The sequence below is a fragment of the Actinoplanes sp. NPDC024001 genome (genome assembly GCF_040638955.1).
Classification (GTDB): Bacteria; Actinomycetota; Actinomycetes; order Mycobacteriales; family Micromonosporaceae; genus Actinoplanes.
The window spans coordinates 1-22,184 of record NZ_JBEZZB010000168.1 but is presented as its reverse complement, the minus strand read 5'-3'; the positions used below and the strand labels follow the sequence as shown (position 1 = coordinate 22,184).

Annotated in this window: 26 protein-coding genes and 2 pseudogenes; 8 read left to right on the top strand and 20 right to left on the bottom strand. The window is 72.5% G+C overall.

What is annotated here, in order from left to right:
• Window positions 1-678 (top strand): annotated as a pseudogene (locus AB0F81_RS41690) (hypothetical protein); the annotation flags it as partial.
• A 1-nt stretch (window position 679) separates the two neighbouring features.
• Here AB0F81_RS41690 and AB0F81_RS41685 read toward each other — a convergent pair.
• From AB0F81_RS41685 to AB0F81_RS41665, 5 genes are read right to left on the bottom strand one after another with little or no spacing between them, the layout of a single operon-like run.
• Window positions 680-1,276 (bottom strand): LUD domain-containing protein, encoded by a 597-nt coding sequence (locus AB0F81_RS41685; RefSeq protein ID WP_360207643.1) that lies wholly within the window; start codon window positions 1,274-1,276, stop codon window positions 680-682.
• On the bottom strand, window positions 1,273-2,700 hold the full coding sequence (locus AB0F81_RS41680; RefSeq protein WP_360207640.1) for a LutB/LldF family L-lactate oxidation iron-sulfur protein: 1,428 nt from the start codon (window positions 2,698-2,700) through the stop codon (window positions 1,273-1,275). The genes AB0F81_RS41685 and AB0F81_RS41680 overlap by 4 nt, the downstream gene beginning before the upstream one ends.
• Complete coding sequence (locus tag AB0F81_RS41675; protein WP_360207637.1) at window positions 2,697-3,422, bottom strand: (Fe-S)-binding protein; 726 nt, start codon at window positions 3,420-3,422, stop codon at window positions 2,697-2,699. The genes AB0F81_RS41680 and AB0F81_RS41675 overlap by 4 nt, the downstream gene beginning before the upstream one ends.
• Before the next feature lie 3 nt (window positions 3,423-3,425).
• Window positions 3,426-4,805 carry a rhamnulokinase family protein gene (locus AB0F81_RS41670; protein ID WP_360207634.1) on the bottom strand — a complete coding sequence of 460 codons (1,380 nt, stop codon included), beginning with the start codon at window positions 4,803-4,805 and terminating at the stop codon, window positions 3,426-3,428.
• The gene (locus AB0F81_RS41665) at window positions 4,802-6,832 is read right to left on the bottom strand and encodes a bifunctional aldolase/short-chain dehydrogenase (RefSeq protein WP_360207631.1); all 2,031 of its coding nucleotides are present in this window, start codon (window positions 6,830-6,832) and stop codon (window positions 4,802-4,804) included. Before AB0F81_RS41665 ends, AB0F81_RS41670 begins: the two co-directional genes overlap by 4 nt.
• Window positions 6,833-6,973: 141 nt before the next feature.
• Between AB0F81_RS41665 and AB0F81_RS41660 the strand changes: the two genes are divergently transcribed.
• A complete protein-coding gene (locus AB0F81_RS41660; RefSeq protein WP_360207628.1) occupies window positions 6,974-7,540 on the top strand; it encodes a sugar O-acetyltransferase in 567 nt (188 codons plus the stop codon).
• A gap of 335 nt (window positions 7,541-7,875) precedes the next feature.
• Entirely contained in the window at window positions 7,876-8,475 is a 600-nt protein-coding gene (locus AB0F81_RS41655) for a TetR family transcriptional regulator (RefSeq protein ID WP_360207625.1), read from the top strand.
• 232 nt (window positions 8,476-8,707) lie between these two features.
• Here AB0F81_RS41655 and AB0F81_RS41650 read toward each other — a convergent pair whose 3' ends face one another.
• Genes AB0F81_RS41650 through AB0F81_RS41630 form a run of 5 tightly spaced genes read right to left on the bottom strand, consistent with a single transcriptional unit; the run spans window position 8,708 to window position 11,860 of the window.
• On the bottom strand, window positions 8,708-9,052 hold the full coding sequence (locus AB0F81_RS41650) for a VOC family protein (RefSeq protein ID WP_360207622.1): 345 nt from the start codon (window positions 9,050-9,052) through the stop codon (window positions 8,708-8,710).
• Entirely contained in the window at window positions 9,049-9,447 is a 399-nt protein-coding gene (locus tag AB0F81_RS41645; RefSeq protein WP_360207619.1) for a VOC family protein, read from the bottom strand. Before AB0F81_RS41645 ends, AB0F81_RS41650 begins: the two co-directional genes overlap by 4 nt.
• A 3-nt stretch (window positions 9,448-9,450) precedes the next feature.
• Complete coding sequence (locus AB0F81_RS41640) at window positions 9,451-10,116, bottom strand: SDR family NAD(P)-dependent oxidoreductase (RefSeq protein WP_360207616.1); 666 nt, start codon at window positions 10,114-10,116, stop codon at window positions 9,451-9,453.
• Window positions 10,117-10,130: 14 nt separating this feature from the next.
• Window positions 10,131-10,739 (bottom strand): peptide chain release factor H, encoded by a 609-nt coding sequence (gene prfH, locus AB0F81_RS41635; protein ID WP_360207613.1) that lies wholly within the window; start codon window positions 10,737-10,739, stop codon window positions 10,131-10,133.
• On the bottom strand, window positions 10,736-11,860 hold the full coding sequence (locus AB0F81_RS41630) for an RNA ligase RtcB family protein (RefSeq protein WP_360207611.1): 1,125 nt from the start codon (window positions 11,858-11,860) through the stop codon (window positions 10,736-10,738). The genes prfH and AB0F81_RS41630 overlap by 4 nt, the downstream gene beginning before the upstream one ends.
• Before the next feature lie 192 nt (window positions 11,861-12,052).
• Between AB0F81_RS41630 and AB0F81_RS41625 the strand changes: the two genes are divergently transcribed.
• On the top strand, window positions 12,053-12,916 hold the full coding sequence (locus tag AB0F81_RS41625; protein ID WP_360207608.1) for a dienelactone hydrolase family protein: 864 nt from the start codon (window positions 12,053-12,055) through the stop codon (window positions 12,914-12,916).
• Between the two features lie 78 nt (window positions 12,917-12,994).
• On the opposite strand, the gene AB0F81_RS41620 is transcribed toward AB0F81_RS41625, so the two are convergent.
• The 6 genes from AB0F81_RS41620 to AB0F81_RS41595 are packed head-to-tail and all read right to left on the bottom strand — an operon-like array spanning window position 12,995 to window position 17,241.
• Window positions 12,995-13,414, bottom strand: a complete 420-nt coding sequence (locus AB0F81_RS41620) for a hypothetical protein (RefSeq protein WP_360207605.1) — start codon at window positions 13,412-13,414, stop codon at window positions 12,995-12,997.
• Between the two features lie 25 nt (window positions 13,415-13,439).
• On the bottom strand, window positions 13,440-14,258 hold the full coding sequence (locus AB0F81_RS41615; RefSeq protein WP_360207649.1) for a DUF72 domain-containing protein: 819 nt from the start codon (window positions 14,256-14,258) through the stop codon (window positions 13,440-13,442).
• A gap of 26 nt (window positions 14,259-14,284) precedes the next feature.
• Complete coding sequence (gene bluB, locus AB0F81_RS41610) at window positions 14,285-14,926, bottom strand: 5,6-dimethylbenzimidazole synthase (protein ID WP_360207603.1); 642 nt, start codon at window positions 14,924-14,926, stop codon at window positions 14,285-14,287.
• Complete coding sequence (locus AB0F81_RS41605; RefSeq protein WP_360207600.1) at window positions 14,907-15,563, bottom strand: hypothetical protein; 657 nt, start codon at window positions 15,561-15,563, stop codon at window positions 14,907-14,909. Before AB0F81_RS41605 ends, bluB begins: the two co-directional genes overlap by 20 nt.
• On the bottom strand, window positions 15,560-16,204 hold the full coding sequence (locus AB0F81_RS41600) for an alpha/beta hydrolase (RefSeq protein WP_360207597.1): 645 nt from the start codon (window positions 16,202-16,204) through the stop codon (window positions 15,560-15,562). The genes AB0F81_RS41605 and AB0F81_RS41600 overlap by 4 nt, the downstream gene beginning before the upstream one ends.
• Entirely contained in the window at window positions 16,201-17,241 is a 1,041-nt protein-coding gene (locus tag AB0F81_RS41595; protein WP_360207593.1) for a LacI family DNA-binding transcriptional regulator, read from the bottom strand. The genes AB0F81_RS41600 and AB0F81_RS41595 overlap by 4 nt, the downstream gene beginning before the upstream one ends.
• 179 nt (window positions 17,242-17,420) lie before the next feature.
• Between AB0F81_RS41595 and AB0F81_RS41590 the strand changes: the two genes are divergently transcribed.
• Window positions 17,421-17,549: a hypothetical protein gene (locus tag AB0F81_RS41590; RefSeq protein WP_360207590.1), complete on the top strand. Its 129-nt coding sequence runs from the start codon at window positions 17,421-17,423 to the stop codon at window positions 17,547-17,549.
• Window positions 17,550-17,582: 33 nt separating this feature from the next.
• Entirely contained in the window at window positions 17,583-17,825 is a 243-nt protein-coding gene (locus AB0F81_RS41585) for a hypothetical protein (protein ID WP_360207587.1), read from the top strand.
• A 574-nt stretch (window positions 17,826-18,399) separates the two neighbouring features.
• Here the strand turns inward: AB0F81_RS41585 and AB0F81_RS41580 are convergent.
• Entirely contained in the window at window positions 18,400-18,771 is a 372-nt protein-coding gene (locus AB0F81_RS41580) for a nuclear transport factor 2 family protein (protein WP_360207584.1), read from the bottom strand.
• An 89-nt stretch (window positions 18,772-18,860) separates the two neighbouring features.
• Here AB0F81_RS41580 and AB0F81_RS41575 point away from each other — a divergent pair.
• Window positions 18,861-19,994 (top strand): annotated as a pseudogene (locus AB0F81_RS41575) (DUF418 domain-containing protein); the annotation flags it as partial.
• A gap of 12 nt (window positions 19,995-20,006) precedes the next feature.
• Here the strand turns inward: AB0F81_RS41575 and AB0F81_RS41570 are convergent.
• Window positions 20,007-20,465 (bottom strand): LysE family translocator, encoded by a 459-nt coding sequence (locus tag AB0F81_RS41570; protein ID WP_360207646.1) that lies wholly within the window; start codon window positions 20,463-20,465, stop codon window positions 20,007-20,009.
• On the opposite strand from AB0F81_RS41570, the gene AB0F81_RS41565 reads away from it, so the two are divergent.
• Window positions 20,406-20,690 (top strand): hypothetical protein, encoded by a 285-nt coding sequence (locus AB0F81_RS41565; protein WP_360207652.1) that lies wholly within the window; start codon window positions 20,406-20,408, stop codon window positions 20,688-20,690. The genes AB0F81_RS41570 and AB0F81_RS41565 overlap by 60 nt on opposite strands.
• Window positions 20,691-20,695: 5 nt before the next feature.
• Here AB0F81_RS41565 and AB0F81_RS41560 read toward each other — a convergent pair whose 3' ends face one another.
• Complete coding sequence (locus AB0F81_RS41560; RefSeq protein ID WP_360207581.1) at window positions 20,696-21,835, bottom strand: calcium-binding protein; 1,140 nt, start codon at window positions 21,833-21,835, stop codon at window positions 20,696-20,698.
• A 19-nt stretch (window positions 21,836-21,854) separates the two neighbouring features.
• Window positions 21,855-22,184 (bottom strand): DUF2332 family protein (locus AB0F81_RS41555; RefSeq protein WP_360207578.1); only part of this gene is annotated, 330 nt, incomplete at its 5' end.

Sequence of the window (22,184 nt, the reverse complement as noted above, 5' to 3'; positions counted from 1 at the left end):
CCGGCGTGGGCGCAGGCCCAACCCGCCGCACACGCCACGGAGACCACCCCGGGCTGGCCGCCGGCGCCCGGAGCCAAGCCGTCCTGGGCCGCCGGCACCAGCAGCGGGCCGATCTGGCCGCCGACGGGTCCGGCCATTCCCCGGACCGGCCCGGCCTGGACGCACGGCGAACCACCCACACCGCGCCCCGCCTGGTCACGCGCCGAACCACCCGGCGACCAGCCGGCCACCGCCGCCCCGCAGCCGGCCACCGACCCAACGCCGAGCTGGCCGGCCAGCCGGCCCGCCGCCGAACCGCAGCCCACCTGGCGCAGCAATCAACCGGCCTCCGAACCGCAGCCGACCTGGCAGAGCAAGCAACCCGCCGCTGAACCGCAGCCCACCTGGCAGAGCAATCAACCCGCCGCCGAACCGCAGCCCACCTGGCCGCGCCCGCAGCCGGTGCGCCCCCGGTCGGGATCCGGCTGGTCCCCGCCCGGGCCGGCCGTCCCGGAGACCCAGCCGGCCTGGTCCCAGGCCGATCTCTCCGACGGCGAACCCACTCGCCCGGACAGCCTGGCGTCCTGGCCGCCTCCCCAGGCCGCCAAACCCGGCCCCGGGCCCGCCTGGCCCCAAGCCGGCCCGGCCGGCAACCAGCCGGCCTGGCCCGAGATCCGCGACCGCCCGCCGCGCTCCTGACTCAGTCGGTCAGCAGCAGCACATGCAGGTGGCGCGGCCCGTGCACGCCTTCCACCCGGTTCAGCTCGATGTCGCTGGTGGCCGACGGCCCACTGATCCAGGTCAGCGGCCGCCGCGGATCGAGCCGGGCCACCGCGTCCGGCACCGCCGCCACCACCTGCTCCACCCGCAGCACGCAGATGTGCACGTCCGGCAGGAGCGTGATGATCCGCCGCCCCTGGTCCGGCGAGGCGTCCAGCACGATCGTCCCGGTCTCCGCCACGGCCACGGCCGCGGCGGTCAACACCGCGTCGGCCGCGGCGATGCGGTCCGGCGCCAACCCTTCATCAACGAAGGCGCCGGCCGGGCGCCACTCAAGCGGCAACCCCGGGGGTACGAGCACAGCCCCGTCCCCACCCACGAGCTTCGCCACGGTCGCCGCCACCTCACCCGAGCTGACCCGGTGCACCTCGGCCTTGTAGTCGACCAGCCGGTCCACCAGCACCTCGATGTCGGCCGGCCGCCCCGCCGGCCGATACTCGCGCGGCGCCTCAGCCACCACCGGGGCGTCCCGCAGCGCCGCCCGCACCCGGCCCAGCACCACGTCCCGCGAACTCATCGCTCTGCCCACCAGTCGCGGAACGTCTGTTTCGGGATCTCGGGCAGGTCGCGTCCCGCGGTCCACCCGGACAGCGGCGGCGGCAGCCCTCGGCCACGGCGCCCGGCGATCCGGGCCAGTTTCGCGGCGCGTTGCGCGTTCGCGTACAGCCGGGGCCGCGCCATCGTGTAGGCCGCGGCCTTCATCACGGCCTTCTCCCCCGCCGGGTGCGGCACCTGGTTGCGCAGGTGCACCAGCAGCGACGGAATGTCGATCTTCACCGGGCAGGCGTCGAAGCAGGCTCCGCAGAGCGACGACGCGTACGGCAGCGACGCGTTGTCCGCCACTCCGGTGAGCTGCGGCGACAGCACCGCCCCGATCGGTCCCGGGTAGACCGAGCCATAGGAATGCCCACCCGTGCGCTCATACACCGGGCACACGTTGAGGCACGCCGAGCACCGGATGCAGTGCAGCGCCTGCCGCCCCACGGTGTCCGCGAGGACCGCGCTGCGCCCGTTGTCGAGCAGCACCAGGTGGAAGTTCTGCGGCCCGTCACCGGGCGTCACCCCGGTCCACATCGTCGTGTACGGGTTCATCCGCTCCCCGGTCGACGCCCGCGGCAGCAGCTGCAGGAAGACTTCCAGGTCACGCCACGTGGGCAGCACCTTCTCGATGCCCATGACCGTGATCAGCGTGTCCGGCAGGGTCAGGCACATCCGCCCGTTCCCCTCCGACTCCACCACACCCAGCGTGCCGGTCTCCGCGATCGCGAAGTTCGCCCCGCTGACCGCCACCTTCGTGGACAGGAACGTCTCCCGCAGGTAGCGCCGCGCCGCCGCGGCCAGCACCGGCGGGTCGTCGGTCAACGCCGGGTCCACGCCGGGCATCGCCCGCAGGAAGATCTCCCGGATCTCGGAGCGGTTGCGGTGGATCGCGGGGACCAGGATGTGGCTCGGCTTGTCCTCACCGAGCTGCACGATCAGCTCGGCGAGGTCGGTCTCGACCGGCGTGATCCCGGCTTCCTCCAGGGCCTCGTTGAGCCCGATCTCCTGGGTCGCCATCGACTTGACCTTGATGACCCGCGGCGAGCCGGTCGCCCGGACAAGGTCGGTGACGATCCGGTTGGCCTCGTTCGCGTCGGCCGCCCAGTGCACCACGCCACCCGCGGCCCGCACGTTTTCTTCGAGCTGCTCCAGGAGTGAAGGCAGCCGGGACATCACGTCGGCCTTGATCGCCGACCCGGCGTCGCGCAACTGCTGCCAGTCCGGCAGCTCCGCGATCACCTTGCCGGACTTGCCACGGATGGTCGTGGTGGCGTGCCGCAGGTTGCGCCGCAGCTGGGAGTTGCCCAGGGCCTCGTGCGCCGCCTCCGGGAAGGGAAGCGAACCACGCAGGTGCCCGACGCCGCGCGGCGCGGTCGCCGGCATCCCGAGAAAAGTGCTCATGTCGCCGCCAGAATCTCAGCCAGATGGACCGTTTTCACGCCGGTGCGCAGCCGGGACAGCCCGCCGCCGATGTGCATGAGGCAGGAGGCGTCGCCGGCCGTGCAGACGTCCGCGCCGGTGGAGACGATGTTGGTCATCTTGTCGGCCAGCATCGCGGTGGACGTCTCCGCGTTCTTGATCGCGAAGGTGCCGCCGAACCCGCAGCACTGCTCGGCAGCCGGCAGCTCCACCAGGTCGAGTCCGCGGACCTGGCGCAGCAGCCGCAGCGGTTTGTCGCCGACCCGGGTCATCCGCAGGCTGTGGCAGGTCGGGTGGTAGGTGACCCGGTGCGGGTAGTACGCCCCCACGTCCTCCACCTGCAGCACGTCGATCAGCAGCTCGGACAGCTCGTAGGTGCGCGACGCCACGTCGGCGGCCCGGGAGACGAGGCCCGCGTCGCCGTAGGAGGCGGCCACCATCTGATGCTGGTGCCGGATCGAGCCGACGCACGACCCGGACGGCGCGACGATCACGTCATACGGGTCGAAGACCGAGGCGTACCGCTTGATCAGCGACAACGCTTCTTTCTGATATCCGGTGTTGACGTGCATCTGTCCGCAGCAGGTCTGCTCGGCCGGGAACACCACCTCGTGCCCGAGCCGTTCGAGCAGCAGCACGGTCGCCTTGGCCGCCTCCGGGAAGAGGGTGTCGGCCAGGCAGGTGGCGAAGAGCGCGATCCGCACGGGTCACCTTCCTGCCCGCGCGGCCGCGGCCCGCCACGGGCCGTCGTCGCCGCACGGTTCGTAACGCACGATCCGTTGAGTCTCGCGCACCAGCGACCGCAGCGCATCCAGTCCGCCGTCGACCACGCCGGCGGCGCGGGCCTGGACGAGCAGGTTGCCGAGCGCGGTGGCCTCGACCGGGCCGGCCAGCACGGGCAGGCCGCACGCGTCGGCGGTGAGCCGGCAGAGCAGCTCGTTCAACGCTCCCCCGCCGACCAGGTGGATCACGCGCACCTCACGGCCGGCGAGTTCCTGCGCCTGGCGTACGGCACGCCGGTGGGCGAGCGCGAGACTGTCCAGGATGCAGCGGGTGATGACGGCGCGCCCGGCGTCAGCCGGCAGGCCGGCGACCTTGCGAAGCCGGCCCTCCATGTCTCCCGGCGGAAGGAAGATCGGGTCGTCGAGATCCACCACGTGGGCCAGGCCCGGCTCGGACGCCGCCGCGTGCAGCAGCGACGGCAGATCGGGCGAACCCCACTCGCGCAGGCACTCCTGCAACGGCCACAGGCCCATGACGTTGCGCAGGTAGCGGATCGTGCCGTCCACGCCGCCCTCGTTGGTGAAGTTCGCCTGCCGCGACTCGGCGCTGAGCACGGGCTCGTCGAGTTCCAGGCCGACCAGCGACCAGGTGCCGCAGGAGATGTAGGCGAAGTCGCCGCCGCTCGCCGGCACGCCGACGATCGCCGACGCGGTGTCGTGCGAGCCGACCGCCACGACGGGTGTGCCCTGATGGCGCCCGATCACCTCGCCGGGCTGCCGCACCGGCGGCAGCAGGTCGGCACGCAGCCCCAGCTCGGCGAGCAACGGCAGCGACCAGTCCTTGGTACGGACGTCGAGCAGCCCGGTGGTCGACGCGTTGGTGTATTCCGCCCCGATCTCGCCGGTCAGCCAGTAGGCGAGCAGATCCGGGATCAGCAGCACCCGCCGTGCCACCTCGTACTGCGGGGTGTCCCTGGCCGCGAGCAGCTGATACACGGTGTTGAACGGCAGCGTCTGCAGCCCGTTGACCGGGTAGAGATCACCCACGTGTGCGGCGATCCCGTCGGTGCGTGAGTCCCGATAGTGGACCGGGTTGCCGAGCAGCGCCCCGCTCGCGTCGATCAGGCCGTAATCGACCGCCCAGGAGTCGATGCCGATGCTGGTCACCGGCCCGGCGGCGCGCAGGCCGTCGAGCATGCCGCGGTGCAGCGACAGGATGTCCCAGTGCAGGGTGCCGCCGGCCCGGACCGGCTCGTTCGCGAACCGGTGCACCACGTCGAGCTCGACCGTGCCGTCCCCGAACCGGCCGACCACGACGCGCCCGCTGGACGCGCCGAGGTCGACGGCGGCAAAAGCCTTGCTCATCGCAGGAACGCCGCGGCGACACCCGCGTCGACCGGGACGTGCAGGCCGGTGGTGTGCGACAGCTCGCCCGCGGTGAGCACGAAGACCGCGTTCGCCACGTGCTCCGGCAGCACCTCGCGCTTGAGCAGGGTGCGCTGCGCGTAGAACTCGCCCAGCTGCTCCTCCGGCACGCCGTAGACGGCGGCGCGCTGCGCGCCCCAGCCGCCGGCGAAGATGCCCGAGCCACGCACGACGCCGTCCGGGTTGATCCCATTGACGCGTACGCCGTACGCACCCAGTTCCGCGGCCAGCAGGCGGACCTGGTGGGCCTGGTCGGCCTTGGCGGCGCCGTAGGCGACGTTGTTCGGTCCGGCGAACAGTGAGTTCTTGCTGGAGATGTAGACGATGTCGCCGCCCATCCCCTGCTCGATGAGGATCTTCGCGGCGGCCTTGGCGACCAGGAAGGAACCCTTCGCCATCACGTCGTGCTGCAGGTCCCAGTCCTGCTCGGTGGTTTCCAGCAGTGGCTTGGAGATGGACAGGCCGGCGTTGTTGACGATCAGGTCGACACCGCCGAAGGCGAGCACCGCCTCGCGCAGGGCGGCCTGGACGGCGGCCTCGTCGGTGACGTCGGCGGTGACGGCGACGGCCCGGTCGGTGCCGCCGATCTCGCGGGCCACGGTCTCGGCGGTCGACGGGTCGCGGTCGGCGACGACCACGCAGGCGCCCTCGGCGGCGAGCCGCAGCGCGATGGCCCGGCCGATGCCGGAACCGCCGCCGGTCACGAACGCGACCCGGGTGGCCAGGGGCTTCGGCTTCGGCATCCGCTGGAGCTTGGCCTCCTCCAGGGCCCAGTACTCGATCCGGAACTTCTCGGCCTCGTTGATCGGCGCGTAGCGGGAGACCGCCTCGGCGCCGTGCATCACGTTGATGGCGTTGACGTAGAACTCGCCGGCGACCCGGGCGGTCTGCTTGTTGGCGCCGAACGAGAACATGCCCACGCCCGGGACCAGCACGATCGCCGGATCGGCGCCGCGGATGGCCGGGCTGTCCGCGGTGGCGTGCCGCTCGTAGTAGCCGCGGTAGTCCTCGCGGTACGCCTCGTGCAGCTCCTTGAGGCGGGCCACCACCTCGTCGAGCGGGGCGTCCGGGGCGGTGTCGACGACCAGGGGCTTCACCTTGGTGCGCAGGAAGTGGTCGGGGCAGGAGGTGCCGAGGGCGGCCAGCTCGGCCAGCCGCTCGCTGCCGACGAAGTCGAGCACCACGTCGGAGTCGGTGTAGTGGCCGACCTGCGGACGGTCGGTCGAGGCGAGACCACGGACCACCGGGAAGAGGGCGGCGGCGCGCTCCCGGCGTACGTCGGTGGGAAGTGCGGGGTTGATCGTCGCGCCGAAAGGCGCGCTGCGGCCGTGCTCGGCGAGGTAGGCCGCGGCGGTGTTGATGATCTCCTGCGAGCGGGCCTCGCACTCGTCGCTGGTGGCGCCCCACGCGGTGATGCCGTGCCCGCCGAGGATGACGCCGATGGCCTGCGGGTTGGCCTGGTGCGCGGCGGCGATGTCGAGGCCGAGCTGAAAGCCGGGACGGCGCCAGTCCACCCAGAGCACGCGATCGCCGAAGATCTCCTTGGTCAGCGCCGGGCCGTCGGCGGCGGTGGCGATCGCGATGCCGGCGTCCGGGTGCAGGTGGTCGACGTGCGGAGCGTCGACCAGGCCGTGCATGGCGGTGTCGATGCTGGGGGCCGCGCCGCCGCGGCCGTGCAGGCAGTAGTCGAACGCGGCGACCATCTCGTCCTCGCGCTCCAGGCCCGGGTAGACGCCGGGCAGGGCACGCAGCCGGTCCAGCCGCAGCACGGCCAGGCCGGCCTCGGTGAGCGTGCCGAGGTCGCCGCCGGAGCCCTTGACCCAGAGCAGGTCGACCGGGGCGCCGGTGACCGGGTCGGTGTCGGTGCCCTTGGCGGAGGTGTTGCCGCCGGCGTAGTTGGTGGTGCGCGGGTCGGCGCCGAGGCGGTTGGAGCGGGCGATGAGGTCGGTGACCACGGGGTTCGTCATGAGCGGGTCCTTCGCGGGCCTCTGCGGTGGGGTGAAACGTTTCAGAGTTACCGACACATTACGCGCGGGCTCTCGCCCCGGTCAAGGCTTGGTGCACCAAGCGCCCCCACGCTTCGCGCGCGAGATTGTACGTTCGTACACATGACCGTCAGTGAGAAGAGCATGCGCGACCGAATGCTCGCCGGTGAGCTGTACATCGCCGATGATCCGGAGATCGCCCGCGACCTGGCCCGCGCCCAGCGGCTCAGCCACGAGATCAACACGATCGATCCGACCGATTACGACCGGCGTCGTGAGCTGCTCACCGAACTGCTCGGCTCATTCGGGGAGGGCAGCGAGATCCGGCCGCCGCTGCACTGCGACTACGGCTATCAGACGAGCTTCGGCGCGCGCTCGTTCGCGAACTTCGGACTGGTCATCCTGGACGTGGCCACCGTGACCGTCGGCGACGACGTCCAGATCGGGCCGAACGTGCAGTTGCTGACCGCCACGCATCCGCTGGAGCCGGGCCCGCGCCGCGACAAGTGGGAGGCGGCCCAGCCGATCGTCATCGGCGACAACGTGTGGCTGGGTGGCGGTGTGATCGTCTGCCCGGGTGTGACGATCGGGGAGAACACTGTGGTCGGCGCTGGTTCGGTGGTCGTCCGCGACCTCCCGGCGAACGTGGTGGCGGTGGGTTCGCCGGCCCGGCCCATCCGCGAGCTGTGAAAGGCCGCCCCGACGTGCCCGGCGCCTCCTCAGCATCCCGCCCTGACCTGGCCGGCTTCGCGGTGCCCGGCTCCCGGCCTGATCTGGCCGCTGCCGCCGGGCCAAGCCCTCGGCCTGACCTTGCTGCCTCCGCCGGACCGGGCCGTCGGCCTGACCTTGCGGCCTCCGCCGGGCCGGGCCGTCGGCCTGACCTTGCGGCCTCCGCCGGGCCGAGCCGTCGACCTGACCTTGCCGCCTCCGCCGGGCCGAGCCGTCGGCCTGACCTTGCCGCCTCCGCCGGGCCGAGCCGTCGACCTGACCTTGCCGCCTCCGCCGGGCCGGGCCCTCGGCCTGATGTGCCAGGTCCGGCCGCCTCGCCGGAGGATGCGCCCGACCGGGTTGCCCGGCGAGCCCGGCGGCACGACCCGGAGCGCAAGGACCGGATCATCGAGGCGACGATCCGGATGATCGCCGAGCACGGCGTCGCCGGCACCACCCACCGGCTGATCGCGGCCGCCGCCGACGTGCCGCTGGGCTCGCTGACCTATCACTTCACCGGGCTCGAGGACCTGCGCAGCCAGGCGTTCCGGCGGCACGCCGAGCGCATGTCGGCGATCTACGCCGCGCACTTCGAGGGCGTGCGCACGCGCGCGGACCTCATCGACGCCATCACCCGGCTGATCCACGGCGACGCCGGGGCCGGCCCGCGCGACTGGGCGATCGCCTACGAGCTCTACCTGGCCGCCCTGCGCGACCCGGACCTGCGCGCGGTGACCGACAGCTGGATGCGCACCAGCCGCGCGGTGCTGGAGCGGTTCGTCGACGCGACCACCGCGCGCGGCGTGGACGCGCTGATCGAGGGACTGGTGATCCATAAGACGCTGGCCACCACGCCGGTGCCGATCGAGGAGATCCGCGAGATCGTCATCCGCGCCGTCGGCCCCGAGACGGCGTGATCACCACAGATCGCCCGATACTGCCCGCAACTTCGGCCCCGCAGGTGAAATCTGTGTTACGGGTGCAACCAAATCGGGGGGTCAAGGCGTCCGGATTAGTGAGGGCCTGTTTCAGGCCGGCACGGGTACGGGGTGCGGCGGCGGCACCGGTTCGGGACGCCGCCGCCCTGTGTCGCTTTGAAGTCTCGCCGCCGCCCGGTGTCGCTCCCGAGCTTCGAGGCGCGGCCCCGGCTCACTGCAGCGGCGCGCCGCCGAGGCCGATCTCGTTGCCCTCCGGGTCCACATAGGTGATCTTCCGGACCCCGTTCTCGTAGGTCTCCCGCTTCGCCGGCTCCAGACCGCGCGACGAGATCCCCGCCACCCGCTCCTCCAGATCGTCGACGAACAGCGTGATCAGCGCGTGGCCCGCGTGCGCCGGCCGATGCTCGACATAGAGGAACCGGTGCTCGGCCACCTCCCACACCGCCTCGACGTCGTTCGGGTGGAAGGCCGGCGGGCCGCCGAGCAGCTTCTGATACCAGCCCAGCGCCGTCGGGTAGTCGCTGACCGAGATCCCGGCGAACAGGTCGACGCTCATCCGGCCCCCTCCGCGGCGGCGCAGATCATCACCGGGTTGCCCTCCGGATCCGCCACGTATGCCATCCGCTCGCCCCACGGCTGGTCGGCCGGTTCCACGAGCACCGTGACCCCGCGCTCGCGCAGATCGGTGATCGACCGGTCCACGTCGTCGGTGTAGATGCACAGCTCGAACGGCCGCCCGGTGCGCAACCGGACCTCCTGCCCGTGCGAGCCGAGCTGCCCGTCGGTGACCGACGCCAGCGAGATGCCGTTCTCCAGCGCCACGAACTCCGGCGGCCCGTCCGGTGGGAACTGATAGGTCGCGGCGAACCCGAGCATGTCCCGGTAGAAGCCGAGGGCCGCTTTCAGATCCTCGACGTAGAGAATCGTGGACGCGTTTCGGTAGACGGTCATCGTTCACCTCCGCAGACGGGCTCCCACACGTAGCAGCGGACCGAGCGCTCCGGTCACCGCGGCCATCCGGCGCGGGTACGACACTATCGCCGGGCGCTTGCGGACGCATCGCATCAGCACGTCGACGGCCCGGTCGGTGGAGATCTTGAAGGGTGTGACCGGCGACTTCGCCATCTTCGTGTCGACGAACCCGAAGCGCACCACGCTGACCGGCACACCACGCGGCCGCAGGGCCGCATCCAGCCCCAACAGGTACGCGGTGAGCCCCGCCTTCGACGCCGCGTAGCCGGGCGCGTCCGCCGAGATGATCGTGTCGGCGAGACTGGACAGGCCGATCACGTGGCCGCGCCCGGCGGCGAGCATCCGGGGCACTACCGCCTCGATCGTGCGGGCCGCCCCGAGCAGGTTCACCTCGATCGCCCGGGTCTGGTCGGCCAGGTCGTCGCCGGTGAGCAGCTCACCCACCCCGGCCGCGTAGACGCACAGGTCGACGTCACCCACCCCGGCCAACACCGCCGGCAGCTCGGGTGAGGTCACGTCGACCACATGGTGCCGCCCGGCCGGGGCCGGGCTGCGCGACAGCCCGGTCACCTCCCACCCGTCGGCGAGCAGCCGCCGGGTGAGAGCCAGCCCGATGCCGTCGCTGTTCCCCACGATCACCGCGTGCATGACCGCAGATCATGTCACGGGCGCTCGATGCGGACCGGGTTGCCGCGCACCAGCTCGTCGTGGACCCGCCACCGGGCGGTCTCCACCTCCCGGCCGGCCGCCTCGTCACCGGCCTCGAGCCGCTCACGCAGCAGGCGCAGCGCGATCCCCCGGTTCAGGCTGAACTGCCGCTCGGTGTCGACCACGACCACCGCGCCGGTCGGGCGGTGCCGGGCCCGGACCGCGGTGCTCGCCTTGTTGCGGTGCTGGCCGCCCGGCCCGCCGGTGCGGCACGCGACGATCTCGACGTCCGCCTCGGCGAACGGCGTGCGTGGCGCGCCGACCCGCACCGGCTGCGCCGTCACATACCAGTTCTTGCGGCCCGGCCCGGCGCGGTAGGGACTCGGCGCCTGCCAGCACAGCGTCCCGGTCCAGGACGCGGCGAATCCGGCCGCGTCCTGCCCGGCGATCGCGACGAGCGCCGAGCGGTAGGTGCCGGGCCGCTCCCCGGGCACGGTCTGCACCCGGCGAGTGGTCAGGCCGCGCCGCTGGGCGCCGGCTTCCAGCCGGGCCAGCAGGCGCGCCACGGCCCAGGCGCACTCCTGCGGGCCGCGACCGGCCGACAACAGCAGATGTACGGTCACCGGCGCCCGCCCTTACGCGGACCGAGGTCGGCGGTCTTGTAGGTGACCACCGGCGCCGTGGTGACGATCGGGGTGGCCAGCTCGTGCTCGACCAGGTCGCCGATCACCTGCTCGATCCGTTTGTAGGCGGTCGGCGCCTCCTCGAACAGCAGCTGCCGGTCGCCGCACACGACGACGGAGCCCATCCCCGTACGCCGAAGCTCCTCGACCGTGTGCTTGGCCTTGCCGCGCCGCAGCGCGTCCGCGCGGGACATCTTGCGTCCCGCGCCGTGCGCGACCGAGTGGCCGGCCTCCGGGCCGGCGTGCGCGGCCACCAGGTAGGAGTGCGTGCCGCGGGTGCCGGCGATCAGCACGTCGCGGCCGTCGCCCGGCGCGGCGCCCTTGCGGTGCAGGTAGATCCCGTCGCGGACCTCGACGGAGTTGTGGCAGACGTCGACGATCGGCTCGCGCGCCTCGGCGCCGAGCGCGTCGGCGACCCGCTCGGCCATGAGGCGCCGGTTGAGCGAGCCCCAGCGCACGGCGTCGTCGTGCGCCCGCAGATAGGCGGCGGGGTCGGCGGCCGGGCCGGCGCCGTGCACCTCGGTGTGCGCCCGCAGGATCTGCTCGCCGAGCCCGCGCGAGCCGCTGTGCACGATCAGGACTAGGTCGCCGCCGGCGAGACCGAGGCGGCTCGCGTGCTCGGGGTGCACGACGGCGTCGACGCGGGCGAGCTCGACGAAGTGGTTGCCGCGGCCGACCGTGCCGAGGCTGTCGGTGTAACCGGCCGGGATGTCGACGCCAGGCAGGTCGGCCGGGTCGAGCGGCTCGTCGAGGTCGGGGAAACGGGCGGCGATCCGCTCCGGCACGACCCGCTTGAGCCGGATCGGGAAGACCGCGATGCCGCAGCCGATGTCGGAGCCGACGAGCAGCGGGTAGAGCACGCTCGACGCCATCGCGGCGCCGATCGGGGCACCCTTGCCGGGGTGCAGGTCAGGCATGCCGGCGACGTGGATCATCCCGTCGAGCGCGGCCACCTGGTGGCACTGCGCGACGGCGTCGGACTCGATCCAGCTGCCGGGTGCGGCGAAAACGGTGACAGAGGCAGAGGTGGACTGCACGAAGGCTCTCTTCTGCGAGAACAACGGTCAAGGGCTGAGGGCGCTTCGTCAGTACGTCATGCCGATCACCTTCGCGGAGGCCCGCCGGGCGCGGCAACCGAATTTCATAACACCGCGGCCAGGTAGTGGCTGGGATTACCGCCTTGTTACTGACGAGTTACGTTGTTTGCATCCATCGATGGCAATCATTCTCCCGTCTACCCCTGGGAGTTCCCGATGCCCGTCTCTTCCCTCCGGACCGCCTTCTGCGCCGCGGTAGCCGCACTCCTGATCGCACCCGCCGCACCGGCCGCCGCCGCCAACCCGTACGAGCGCGGCCCCGCACCCACCAACGCCAGCATCGAGGCCAGCCGCGGCTCGTTCGCGATCGCCCAGGTCACCGTCGCCCGTTCCAGCGTGACCGGGTTCGGTGGCGGCACCGTCTACTACCCCACCAGCACGACGGCCGGCACCTTCGGCGCGGTGGCCATCTCCCCCGGCTTCACCGCCTCCCAGTCGAGCGTGGCCTGGCTCGGCCCGCGCCTCGCCTCCCAGGGCTTCGTGGTGATCACCATCGACACGCTGAGCACGCTGGACCAGCCGGACAGCCGCGGTTCCCAGCTGCTGGCGGCCCTGGACTACCTGACGCAGCGCAGCTCGGTGCGTACCCGCATCGACGCCACCCGCCTCGGCGTGATGGGCCACTCGATGGGCGGCGGCGGCAGCCTGGCCGCGGCCCGCACCCGCCCCGCGCTGCAGGCCGCGGTGCCGCTCACCCCGTGGCACGGCACGAAGTCCTGGACCACCGTCCGCGTCCCCACCATGATCATCGGCGCGGAGAACGACACGGTCGCGCCGGTCTCCTCGCACTCGGAGCCGTTCTACACCAGCCTCTCGGCGGCGCCGGACAAGGCCTACCTGGAGCTGAACAACGCCAGCCACTCCGCGCCGACGTCGGGCGGGAACGTGACCGTGGCGAAGTACAGCCTGTCCTGGCTGAAGCGCTTCATCGACAACGACACCCGCTATGAGCAGTTCCTGTGCCCGGCGCCGTCCGGCTCCGCCATCCAGGAATACCGCAACACCTGCCCGCACTCCTGACCACGAGCGACGGGCCTGGCTACGCAGCCGGGCCCGTCCGCGTTCTCGAGGTCATTCGCCGCCCGGCGCGAGGCGGGATCAGTCGAGCAGCCAGGTGGTCATCTGCCTGCCGTACGGGGTGAGGGCGACGACCAGCACGAGCAACCAGGCGGCGGTGCCCGCCAGGCTCCAGCGGAACACCTTGCGGTCGCCGACCCGCCGCGAGCCTGCCACGGCCACCAGCCCGAGCAACAGGGCGACCGGCGCCACCACGACCACCAGCATCGCCACCACGCGGCTGATGCCGAGGAGCCAGGCCAACGGGTTCCACACCGAGTCCGGCAGGGAGTCCTTCGGGTCGCCGAGTCGTTCCAGCCCCGGGTCGAGCAGGGCGCCGGCGTCACCGGTCTGCGCGACGGCAAACAGCAGCACACCTAAGCTGCCCAGCAGGTACGCCACCAGCAGCACCCACTGCGCCCACACCGCCACGCGCCCGCCCACGCTGTCCTGCTGCTCCATGGCTCGGCAACCTACCCTGGGGCGTTCAGAAGAGGGTTTGCGGGGCGATCGGCTCGGGCTGCGGCAGGGGCTCCAGCTCCGGCACCCGGGCGCGGACCTCGGCGTGGAAGCGGCGGCACAGCTCCGGCGCGTCGGCGTTGTCGGGCGTGTGCACGAACACCGTCGGGGAGCGGCCCTCGCGGAGCCAGCCTGCGGTGATGCCGACCCAGCGCTGCCAGCCCTCGACGGTGCGTTCGACCGAGTCGCGGCCCAGGTAGCGGATGATCGGCCGGTCGGTCAGGGCCCGGGTGCGCAGCGGCATGCGGGGCTTCTTCGTCCACGCGTCGCGTTCCGCGTCGCTGGTCGGCGGGGTGGTGAAGAACGCGGTGGTGTCGAACGGGATCCACTCGGCGCCGTGCGGGGCGAGCACCTCCTCGAGAGCACGCGGGTCGTCGAAGAAGGCCGGATGGCGTACTTCCACCCCGTACCGATGCTCGGCGGGCAGGTGACGCAGGAAGCGTGCGAGGACCGGCAGGTCGGCGGGTCCGAAGGAGCCGGGCAGTTGCACCCAGAGTGCGTGGACGCGCGGGCCGAGCGGGCTGATCGCGTCGAGGAAGACGCGCAGCGGCTCCTCGGCGCCGGTGAGCCGGTGCTCGTGGGTGACCACCTTGGGGATCTTCAGAACGAAGCGGAAGTCGGGGCTGGTCTGCTCGGCCCAGGACGCCACCGTTTCGCGGGTGGGCGTCGCGTAGAAGGTGGTGTTGCCCTCGACGGCGGTGCACCACCCGGCGTAGGCGCGCAGCCGCTCCGGCGGCGTGGCGGGGTGCGGCAGGAAGCGGCCCTGCCAGGACTTCAGGTTCCACATCGCGCAGCCGACGTGCAGGCGCATCGTCACTCACCCTCCTCGACGGACGACCACCGGTCATCGTGCACCACCCGGCTCAGCGGGCCGCGCCGCCGCCAGCCGTGCCGTTCCAGGTCGGGCACCTTCTCCAGGTGGGTGACCGGGCCGAGGCAGAGCCAGGCGACCGGGCGGACCCGGGCCGGGATGCCGAGCAGGTCGCGCAGGAAGTCCTCGCGGTAGAACGAGACCCAGCCGACGCCGAGGTTCTCCGCGGTGGCGGACAGCCACAGGTTCTGAATGGCCAGGCAGACCGAGTAGAGGCCGGCGTCGGCGATGGCGTGCCGGCCGAGGACCGCGGGGCCGCCGCGTTCCGGGTCGTAGGTGACCACGACCGACAGGCTCGACTCCAGCACCCCGTCGATCTTGATGCGGGCGAAGCGTTCCGCCGCCTCGCCGTCGAGGGTCGCGGCGAAGACGTCCCGTTCGGTACGGACGTGCTCGTGGAACGCAGTCCTCACAGCCTGCGAGCGGATCACGATGAAGTCCCACGGCTGGGAGAGCCCGACGCTGGGGGCGGCGTGCGCGGCGGTCAGGATCCGGTCGAGGGTGTCGTCCGGGATCGGCGCGCCGGTGAACTGGCCGCGCACGTCCCGCCGGCGGTGAATGACCTCATACAGGTCGTTGATCATGTGCAGGGACGTTACCGGGCAGCCCGAACGCCTCCGCCACCTGCTCGTAGAGCTGATCCTCGGTGAGGCCCGGCGCAGGCCGCAGCGCGCGCAGGCCGAGCCGGGCGGTCTCGGCGACGAGGCGGTCGACGAACATCCGGTCGCGTTCGGCCATGTTGCGCACGGCCCGGGGCGGGTCGCTGGTCTGGTTCGGGATGGTCCAGGTGAAGCCGCGGGTGTCCAGCGCGGCCCGGCGGAAGCCGGCCGTGGGCAGCAGCCAGATCGCCCGGCGCAGGTCGGCGAGCAGCGGGGCCACCAGGTGCGGCAGCAGGCGGAAGCCCTCGACGACCACGGGTGCGCCGGCCGGCATCCGCAGCAGGTCCTCGACGATCAGGTCGAAGCCCTCGCCCCGGAACCAGGGGAAGGTCTCCAGCATCTCCTCGGGCGTGCGGGTCACCCACCGCTCGTCCATGGTCATGGCTTTGAACCGCGCGACGTACGGCGTGGTCAGCACCGCCCCGTGCGCGCGCATCGTGTCGTCGGTGGAGTAGCGCAGCATGCCGTGGCGTTCGGCGAGCCGGGCGGCCATCGTCGACTTGCCGCCACCGGGGCCGCCGCCGATCCAGTGGACGTGCCGCAGCCGGTCGCGCAGGCTCATGCCAGCAGGCGTGCGGTCAGCTCGTCCGGGCGGCTGAGCGCCACGAAGTGCCCGCCCGGCACCGTCTCCGTCGCCAGCCCGAGCCGGTCGCGGGCCACCCGGGCCTGGAAATCCGGCGGGAAGAACCGGTCAGCGGCGCCGGCGATCACCCGGGTCGGCACGTCCGGCCAGGCGCCGAGCGGCCACGGCTCGTCGAACGCGGTGCTCGTCTCCGGACGTCCGTTGGCGCGGGCCTGGGCGGCGAGGTGCGGGGGAACGTCGTGGTAGAAGAACTCGTCCTCGTCGAAGTCGTCGCTCAGCTCGGGAACGGCCGCGCCGTGCCCGGTGGCGACGCCCCACTGGTGGCCGGTCTCGCCGGGCGCCGGGATCATCGCGTTGACCAGGATCAGCGCCGACACCGGCAGGCGGTCGCAGGCCAGCGGCGCGCTGAGCCCGCCCATCGAGTGGGCGACCAGCACCACGTCGCGGGCGCCCGCGGCGGCCTCGGCGATCACCTGCGCGTAACGGGTGAGGCCGGCGGTCTCGTCGGCGGCGGGCAGGTCGACGCCGATCACCTCGTGGCCGTGGGCGCGCAGCCGCTCGCCCACCAGATGCCAGTCCCAGGCGTTGCCGCCGGCGCCGGGCACCAGGACGAACGTCACCGCCGGACCGTTCCCGTAGAGGCACGGGCGACCAGGGCCGGCACGAACGACGCCTGCTCGTGCACGTGGTCGGGGTTGGTGGCCTCATCGAGGACGAGGCGCGCCGCCGTACGCCCGAGCTCCTGGCGTGGCTGCCGCACCGAGGTGAGGGGAACCGCCGCGGCAGCGGCGAAGTCGATGTCGTCGAAACCGACGATCGCCAGATCGTCGGGAACGCGCAGCCCGGCGGTGACCGCGTGCTGGAGCAGGCCGAGCGCGAGCAGGTCGTTGGCGCAGAAGGCGGCCGTCGGCCGGCGGCGGCTGGGCAGGCCGGCCAGGCGTTCCCCGGCGGAGCGGCCCTCGCCGGCGGTCATCGCCTCGGTCGGCAGGTGGACGAAGTCCTCCTCGGCCATGCCGAACTCGCGCCAGACGTCGCGGGCGCCCTGCAGCCGCTCGCGGACCTGGCCGATGCTGGACGGCCCGCCGACGAACGCGACCCGCTGGTGACCGCGGTCGAGCAGGTGCTCCACCGCGATCCGGCCGCCGAGCACGTCGTCGACGGCGACCGAGCAGTGGTCGCCGCCGCTGCTGAGCCGGTCCACCATGACGAACGGGATGCCGCGCCGGGCGATCTCGGCCAGGTGCGGCGCGTCCGGGTCGACCGGGGTGATCAGGATGCCCTGGACCCGCTGCTGGACGAGCCGGTCGAGGTGTTTGGCCTCGCGCTCGACGCGGCTGTTGCTGTTGCAGACGAACAACGACAGGTCGGCGGCCTCGGCGGCGGTCTCGATGCCCTCGGCGACGTCGTGGAAGAACGGGTTGCCGCCGTCGAGCATCACGTAGGCCAGGGCGCGGCTGGTGCCGGCGCGCAGCTGGCGGGCGGACTCGTTGCGGATGAAGCCGAGCTCGGCCATCGCGCGCTCGACCCGCTCGCGGGTGGCGGCGCTGACCACCGACGGCCGGTTGAGCACGTTGGAGACGGTGCCCAGGGAGACGCCCGCGGCGGCGGCGACGTCCTTGACCGACGGGGCGCGGCCGTTGCGGGACTGCTGGCTCACCGGGCCTCTTCTCCTTGAAACGTCATATCGGATGATAAACCATGCGTGCGGCGTTGGTTACCCACACAGGACCACAGGTGAGTGAAACATTTCAAGGCTTACCGGGTCCGATCGTGATGACGTCCGATCAATGCCCGAGGACGGCTCGCGCAGTGTACCGGGATGTATACCGTTGCCCCGTGAGCACACCGCCGCAGCCGCCCCGCACCGACGTGGTGCACGAGCGGCTGCGCGACGCCATCCTCTCCGCCGAGCTGCGCCCAACCACCGCCTGGTGGAGAAAGAGATCGCCGACTGGCTGGAGGTGAGCCACAGCATCATCAGGGCCGCCCTGGCCTGTCGTGACCGCGCGTGTGGAGCACACCCACCTGTTCCCTGGCGCGTTCATCCACCTGTCTTCGGGTGGCGGCCCGCTGACCCTGCGGTTCTCCGACGGCGTCGAGGTGGCGGCGGAGTTCCTCGGCGACAGCCTGGCGGTCGAGGCCTACACGACCGCCGCCGGGGCGGCGATCCCCGCGAAGGTGTGGGCGGTCAAAGACCGAACCCCGCAGCTGGTCCGGCTGGGTGCCCGCCTCCCCGCCTAACCCTTCGTGGTACGAAGTTCGCGCCCGTGTTCACCGCCGGCACCCGCCACGGTGGGGATTCTGGGTCCGCTCCGCGGCGCAACTTCACACAGTGAGCTGCATGCCCTACGGCCGCGTGTGCCCGGCCGTCGCCCATCCCAGTAATGCGGGACCCGAAAGCCGCACGCCCTACGGCCGTGCGGGCTCGGCCGTCGCCCACGCCGGTGATGTGGCTGGTTTGGCTGGGCGTGGGGAGATCGGGTCGGCATCGCGGCGCAACTTCGCGCGGTCGCTCGGGCAGCCGGTCGGTGTGGGGTGTTTGGGTTGGGCCAGCGGCGCAACCCCACACGGTTAGCCGGCTGGAGTGGGGAGGTTGCGGTGCGGGCCGCGGGGGTCGAAGAACGGGCCGACGCCGAGGCTCTCGTAGGAGGCGACGGCCTCTACCGAAGGGCTCGCCGTACCTGGAGTTCGAGGTGCCCGACCCGCTCGCCGCGGAGGCGGAAGCCGCGGGCCGAGGGATCGGCGTGATCGCCCGCGGCCTGAGCCGGCGCTCCGGCGGCCGGGTGACGATCTCGACGGCGTGCCGCGGCGCGCCTCAGATCACGGCGATGTGCGCGGCGACGATGCGCCAGCCGTCCTCGTACGCCCAGGTGCGGGTGTAGCGCATCCGGGCGGCGAACGGGGCGCCGCCGAACGTGCCGCGCACCGTGCCGGTGAAGAAGGTGACCCCGGTGCTGCCGACGACCAGCGACTCGAGGGCCTCCTCGACCAGCTCGTCGACGACCGACGTGCCGGACCGGTAGGCGTCCAGGTCGTCCTGCTTGCGGTAGTGGGCGCCGTCCGGGCCGACCGCGATCAGGCGGTCGTCGAGCAGGCGGTCCAGCTCGTCGACGTCGCCGGCACGCTGCGCGGCCTGCAATCGCCGCTCCGCGGTCAGAAGTTCGGCTGCCAGATCTCTTTCGGCCATGCGCCCACCTTACGGAGGCGACCAAAGTCGCCGCGGCCGTAGACTCCCGGCCGCAGATCCCGGCCTTGATCCGATCGTACGGTCGTCGCATGCGAAACGAGGTGCGGCGAGTTCCTGGGCCCACTGATCCGGCAAGGCGGGCACTGGGGCCGGACCTGGCACGCGGCTTCATGCTGCTGTTCATCGCGCTGGCCAACACCCACTACTTCCTGCGCGCCCCGTCGGTGTTCGGCGGCTATCCGCAGGGCGGTTCAGCCGTCGACTCGGCGGTGGTGTGGCTGCTGACGACGTTCGTGGACGGGCGGGCCTTCCCGATGTTCGGGTTGCTGTTCGGCTACGGGGTGGCCCAGATCGTGCGCCGGCAGCACGAGCGCGGCGCTTGGGGCGTACGCCGTCTGCTCTGGCGCCGCAGTGCCGTGCTGATCGTGGTCGGCCTGGCCGACGCCCTGCTGTTCTTCGTCGGCGACATCCTGGCGGCGTACGGCGTGCTGTTGCTCGTCGGGGTTTGGTTGATCTTCTGGAGGGACCGCTGGCTGTTCGTGGTGGCCGTGGCGTTCCTGGCGCTGAACGCGCTGCCGAGCGCCGACCTGTCCACGATCAGCCGGGCCGGGCCGGACCCGGCGATGCTGTCGCCCGATCTGGTCGCGCAGGTCAGCGACCGGCTGCCGGCGGCGCTGGTGATCGCGGCGCTGGGGCCGATCGGGTTCCTGTGCCCGTTCGTGCTGGGCCTGTGGGCCGGGCGGCGGCGCATCCTGGAGCGGCCCGGACAGCATCGGCGGCTACTGACCGTGGTGGCGGCCGGCGGCATCGGGGCGGCCGTGCTGGGTGCCCAGCCGATCGCGCTGCTGCTGACCGGTGTGACCGGCGCGCCGGATCAGCAGACCCTGGAGTGGCAGGCGGCCTTGCACAGCACGGCCGGCACGCTCGGCGGTCTCGGCTATGCGGCCCTGCTCGCGCTGCTGGCGGTGCGCCTGGGCACGCGGCGCGGCCGGCTGACCGAGGCGATCGCGGCGACCGGCCAGCGGTCGATGACCTGCTACCTGGTGCAGTCGGTGACGTGGGCGGTGGTGTTCACCCCGTATCTGCTGGACCTGTCCGGCACGCTGAGCGTGACCGGCACGGCGCTGCTGGCGGCGGCCACCTGGGCGGGCACGGTGTGGCTCGCCGACCGGATGCGGCGGTCCGGGCAGCGCGGCCCGTTCGAGACGCTGGTGCGGCGGGTCAGCTACGGGCGGTCATACGCCGGTGGCAACGGCCTCACCGAGGCAAAGCAGCATGCAGCCGATGGCGACCTGCAGGCGGCGGTGCACGACCGGCCGGGTGACCAGCGACCGGCCACGGTCGACGAGCCAGGTGAACAGCAGGTACCAGGCGCCGGTGACGGCGTCCCAGAGCAGGCCGAGGGCGACGCTGGAGAGGAACACCGGCCCGTCGGCGGGGACGAACTGCGGCAGCAGCGAGACCGCGAACATCCCGGCCTTCGGGTTGCCCAGGTTGGTGGCGAGCCCGGTCGTGTAGGCCCGCCCGCTCCGGGTGGCACCCGGCGCCGCGGCAGGCCGGCGCAGTGACACCAGGGTGCTGACGCCGAGCCCGGCCGGCACGATCCCGCCGGCGATGCGCAGCAGCGTGGAGGCGTGCGGGTTGGCCAGCAGCACCGCGGACAGCCCAGCGGCCGCCGCGGTGGTCCAGATCATCAGGCCGGTGCAGATGCCGGCGATGGCCGCCCAGGCGCGGCGCCGGCGGCCGTCGAGCTGCGCATCGGCGCCTTCACCGCCGCCGCCCTGCACGTGCTGCGCGCGGTGACGGCCGCCGGCACCGGCGCCACTCCCCTGGTCGGCGCGTTCCTGCGGCTGCTGCACGACGTCGCGGCCGACGTCGCTACGGCCTGGCGGTCACACGCGGAGCCGGACGACGGCTGAGGCGGTCAGCGTTCGCAGTTGGTCACGGTGTCGACGGCGGTGTGCCAGCACTCGTCGCCGGCCGGGCCGTTGGTGCCGCCGTCGAGGGAGTCCGGGAGTTCGGGGGCGTCGACGGCCGACAGCCAGTCGTCGCCGGCGTCGCCGTAGATTCGGTCGCGGCCCTCGAGACCGATCAGACGGTCGTTGCCCGCGCCACCGCGGATCAGGTCGTCGCCCATATTGCCGTAGATCGCGTTGGCGGCGGCGTTGCCGTAGATCGCGTCGCTACCACCGCCGCCGTAGACGTCCTCCACGTCGGCGCCGACGGTGTCCCGCTCGCCGGAGCGGCCGTCGTTGCGGGGAGTTCCGGTCAGGTCGACGGTGACGGCGCGCTCGTACAACCCGTAGCTGACAACGTCGACACCGTCGCCGCCGAGCAGGACGTCGGCCCAGGTGCCGCTCGAGTAGTCGTCGCCGACGAGGTAGTCCTCACCGGCGCCGCCGTCGAGGTGGTCGGCGCCCTGTTCGCCGAGCACGATGTCCTTGCCGGCCTGGCCGAACAGCCGGTCGTTGCCGCTGTCGCCGTCCAGGTAGTCGTCGCCGTCGCCGGCGTACACCACGTCGTTGCCCGGCCCCGCGAAGATCCGCTCGCGGCCGGCGCCGCCGGAGATCCGGTCGTGGCCGGTGCCGCCGGAGAACCAGTCGTTGCCGGCGCCGCCGGACAGCCGGTCGGCGCCGGTGCCGCCGTGCAGCCGGTCGTCGGCCGAGCCGCCGGTCAGGACGTCGGCGGCGCTGCCACCCTCCGCGTTCAGCGGGATGCCGGTGCGGTTGGTCACCGAGTCGGCCCGGTCGTAGGTGTGCACCCGCACCTGGGTGGGGACCGTCCGCAGGGTGCAGCGGACTCGGGTCCGGTCGCCCTTGACCTGCTTGCAGCCCTTGCCGGCCCGGATCGCCATCCGGTCGTCGATCGTGACGGTGCGGCCGGAGCGGGTGACGACGACCCGGTTCTGCTTGCCGGTGGCCGCCCTGTACTGCACCTTCGAGCGCTCCGTGACGGAGACGACGCCGGTCGACGCGGCCAGCGCGGACGGCGCGCCCGCCACACCGACCGAGACGGTGGTGAGCAGGGTGACGCCGACGCGGGTCAGCCAGAGGGAACGAGACATCACGGGGGTCCTTCCAGGGTCACAGGTCGCCGGCGAACCAGGTCAGCGCGTCACCGTGGGCTCGCGCCCAGGCCAGCGGTTTGCCGTCGAGAGCCAGGACGTTGTGCAGCGTCTCGTCGGGCGGGTGGGGCAGGTCGTCGTAGGGTAGGACGGCGGGGTTCTCCACGGCTATCCAGTGAGCGGGCAGATCGCGTACCAGATTGGTGAAGGCCCGCCGGCGTGCCACCGGAACCTGGTAGAGCACCGAGGTGTGGAAGACGACCAGGGTGGCGCCGGCCGGCGCCCGCGCGGCCAGCGCGGGCAGGTCGTCCACCAGATCGCCGCGCAGCAGCAGCGGCGGGTCGGCGGC

Coding starts and splice junctions, on each gene's coding strand:
- AB0F81_RS41560 (WP_360207581.1), bottom strand. CDS start 21,835: ATGTCTCGTTCCCTCTGGCTGACCCGCGTCGGCGTCACCCTGCTCACC.
- AB0F81_RS41680 (WP_360207640.1), bottom strand. CDS start 2,700: ATGAGCACTTTTCTCGGGATGCCGGCGACCGCGCCGCGCGGCGTCGGG.
- AB0F81_RS41640 (WP_360207616.1), bottom strand. CDS start 10,116: ATGCACGCGGTGATCGTGGGGAACAGCGACGGCATCGGGCTGGCTCTC.
- AB0F81_RS41615 (WP_360207649.1), bottom strand. CDS start 14,258: ATGTGGAACCTGAAGTCCTGGCAGGGCCGCTTCCTGCCGCACCCCGCC.
- AB0F81_RS41645 (WP_360207619.1), bottom strand. CDS start 9,447: ATGACCGTCTACCGAAACGCGTCCACGATTCTCTACGTCGAGGATCTG.
- AB0F81_RS41650 (WP_360207622.1), bottom strand. CDS start 9,052: ATGAGCGTCGACCTGTTCGCCGGGATCTCGGTCAGCGACTACCCGACG.
- AB0F81_RS41570 (WP_360207646.1), bottom strand. CDS start 20,465: ATGATCTGGACCACCGCGGCGGCCGCTGGGCTGTCCGCGGTGCTGCTG.
- AB0F81_RS41620 (WP_360207605.1), bottom strand. CDS start 13,414: ATGGAGCAGCAGGACAGCGTGGGCGGGCGCGTGGCGGTGTGGGCGCAG.
- AB0F81_RS41580 (WP_360207584.1), bottom strand. CDS start 18,771: ATGGCCGAAAGAGATCTGGCAGCCGAACTTCTGACCGCGGAGCGGCGA.
- AB0F81_RS41665 (WP_360207631.1), bottom strand. CDS start 6,832: ATGACGAACCCCGTGGTCACCGACCTCATCGCCCGCTCCAACCGCCTC.
- AB0F81_RS41660 (WP_360207628.1), top strand. CDS start 6,974: ATGACCGTCAGTGAGAAGAGCATGCGCGACCGAATGCTCGCCGGTGAG.
- bluB (WP_360207603.1), bottom strand. CDS start 14,926: ATGATCAACGACCTGTATGAGGTCATTCACCGCCGGCGGGACGTGCGC.
- AB0F81_RS41605 (WP_360207600.1), bottom strand. CDS start 15,563: ATGAGCCTGCGCGACCGGCTGCGGCACGTCCACTGGATCGGCGGCGGC.
- AB0F81_RS41685 (WP_360207643.1), bottom strand. CDS start 1,276: ATGAGTTCGCGGGACGTGGTGCTGGGCCGGGTGCGGGCGGCGCTGCGG.
- AB0F81_RS41670 (WP_360207634.1), bottom strand. CDS start 4,805: ATGAGCAAGGCTTTTGCCGCCGTCGACCTCGGCGCGTCCAGCGGGCGC.
- AB0F81_RS41625 (WP_360207608.1), top strand. CDS start 12,053: ATGCCCGTCTCTTCCCTCCGGACCGCCTTCTGCGCCGCGGTAGCCGCA.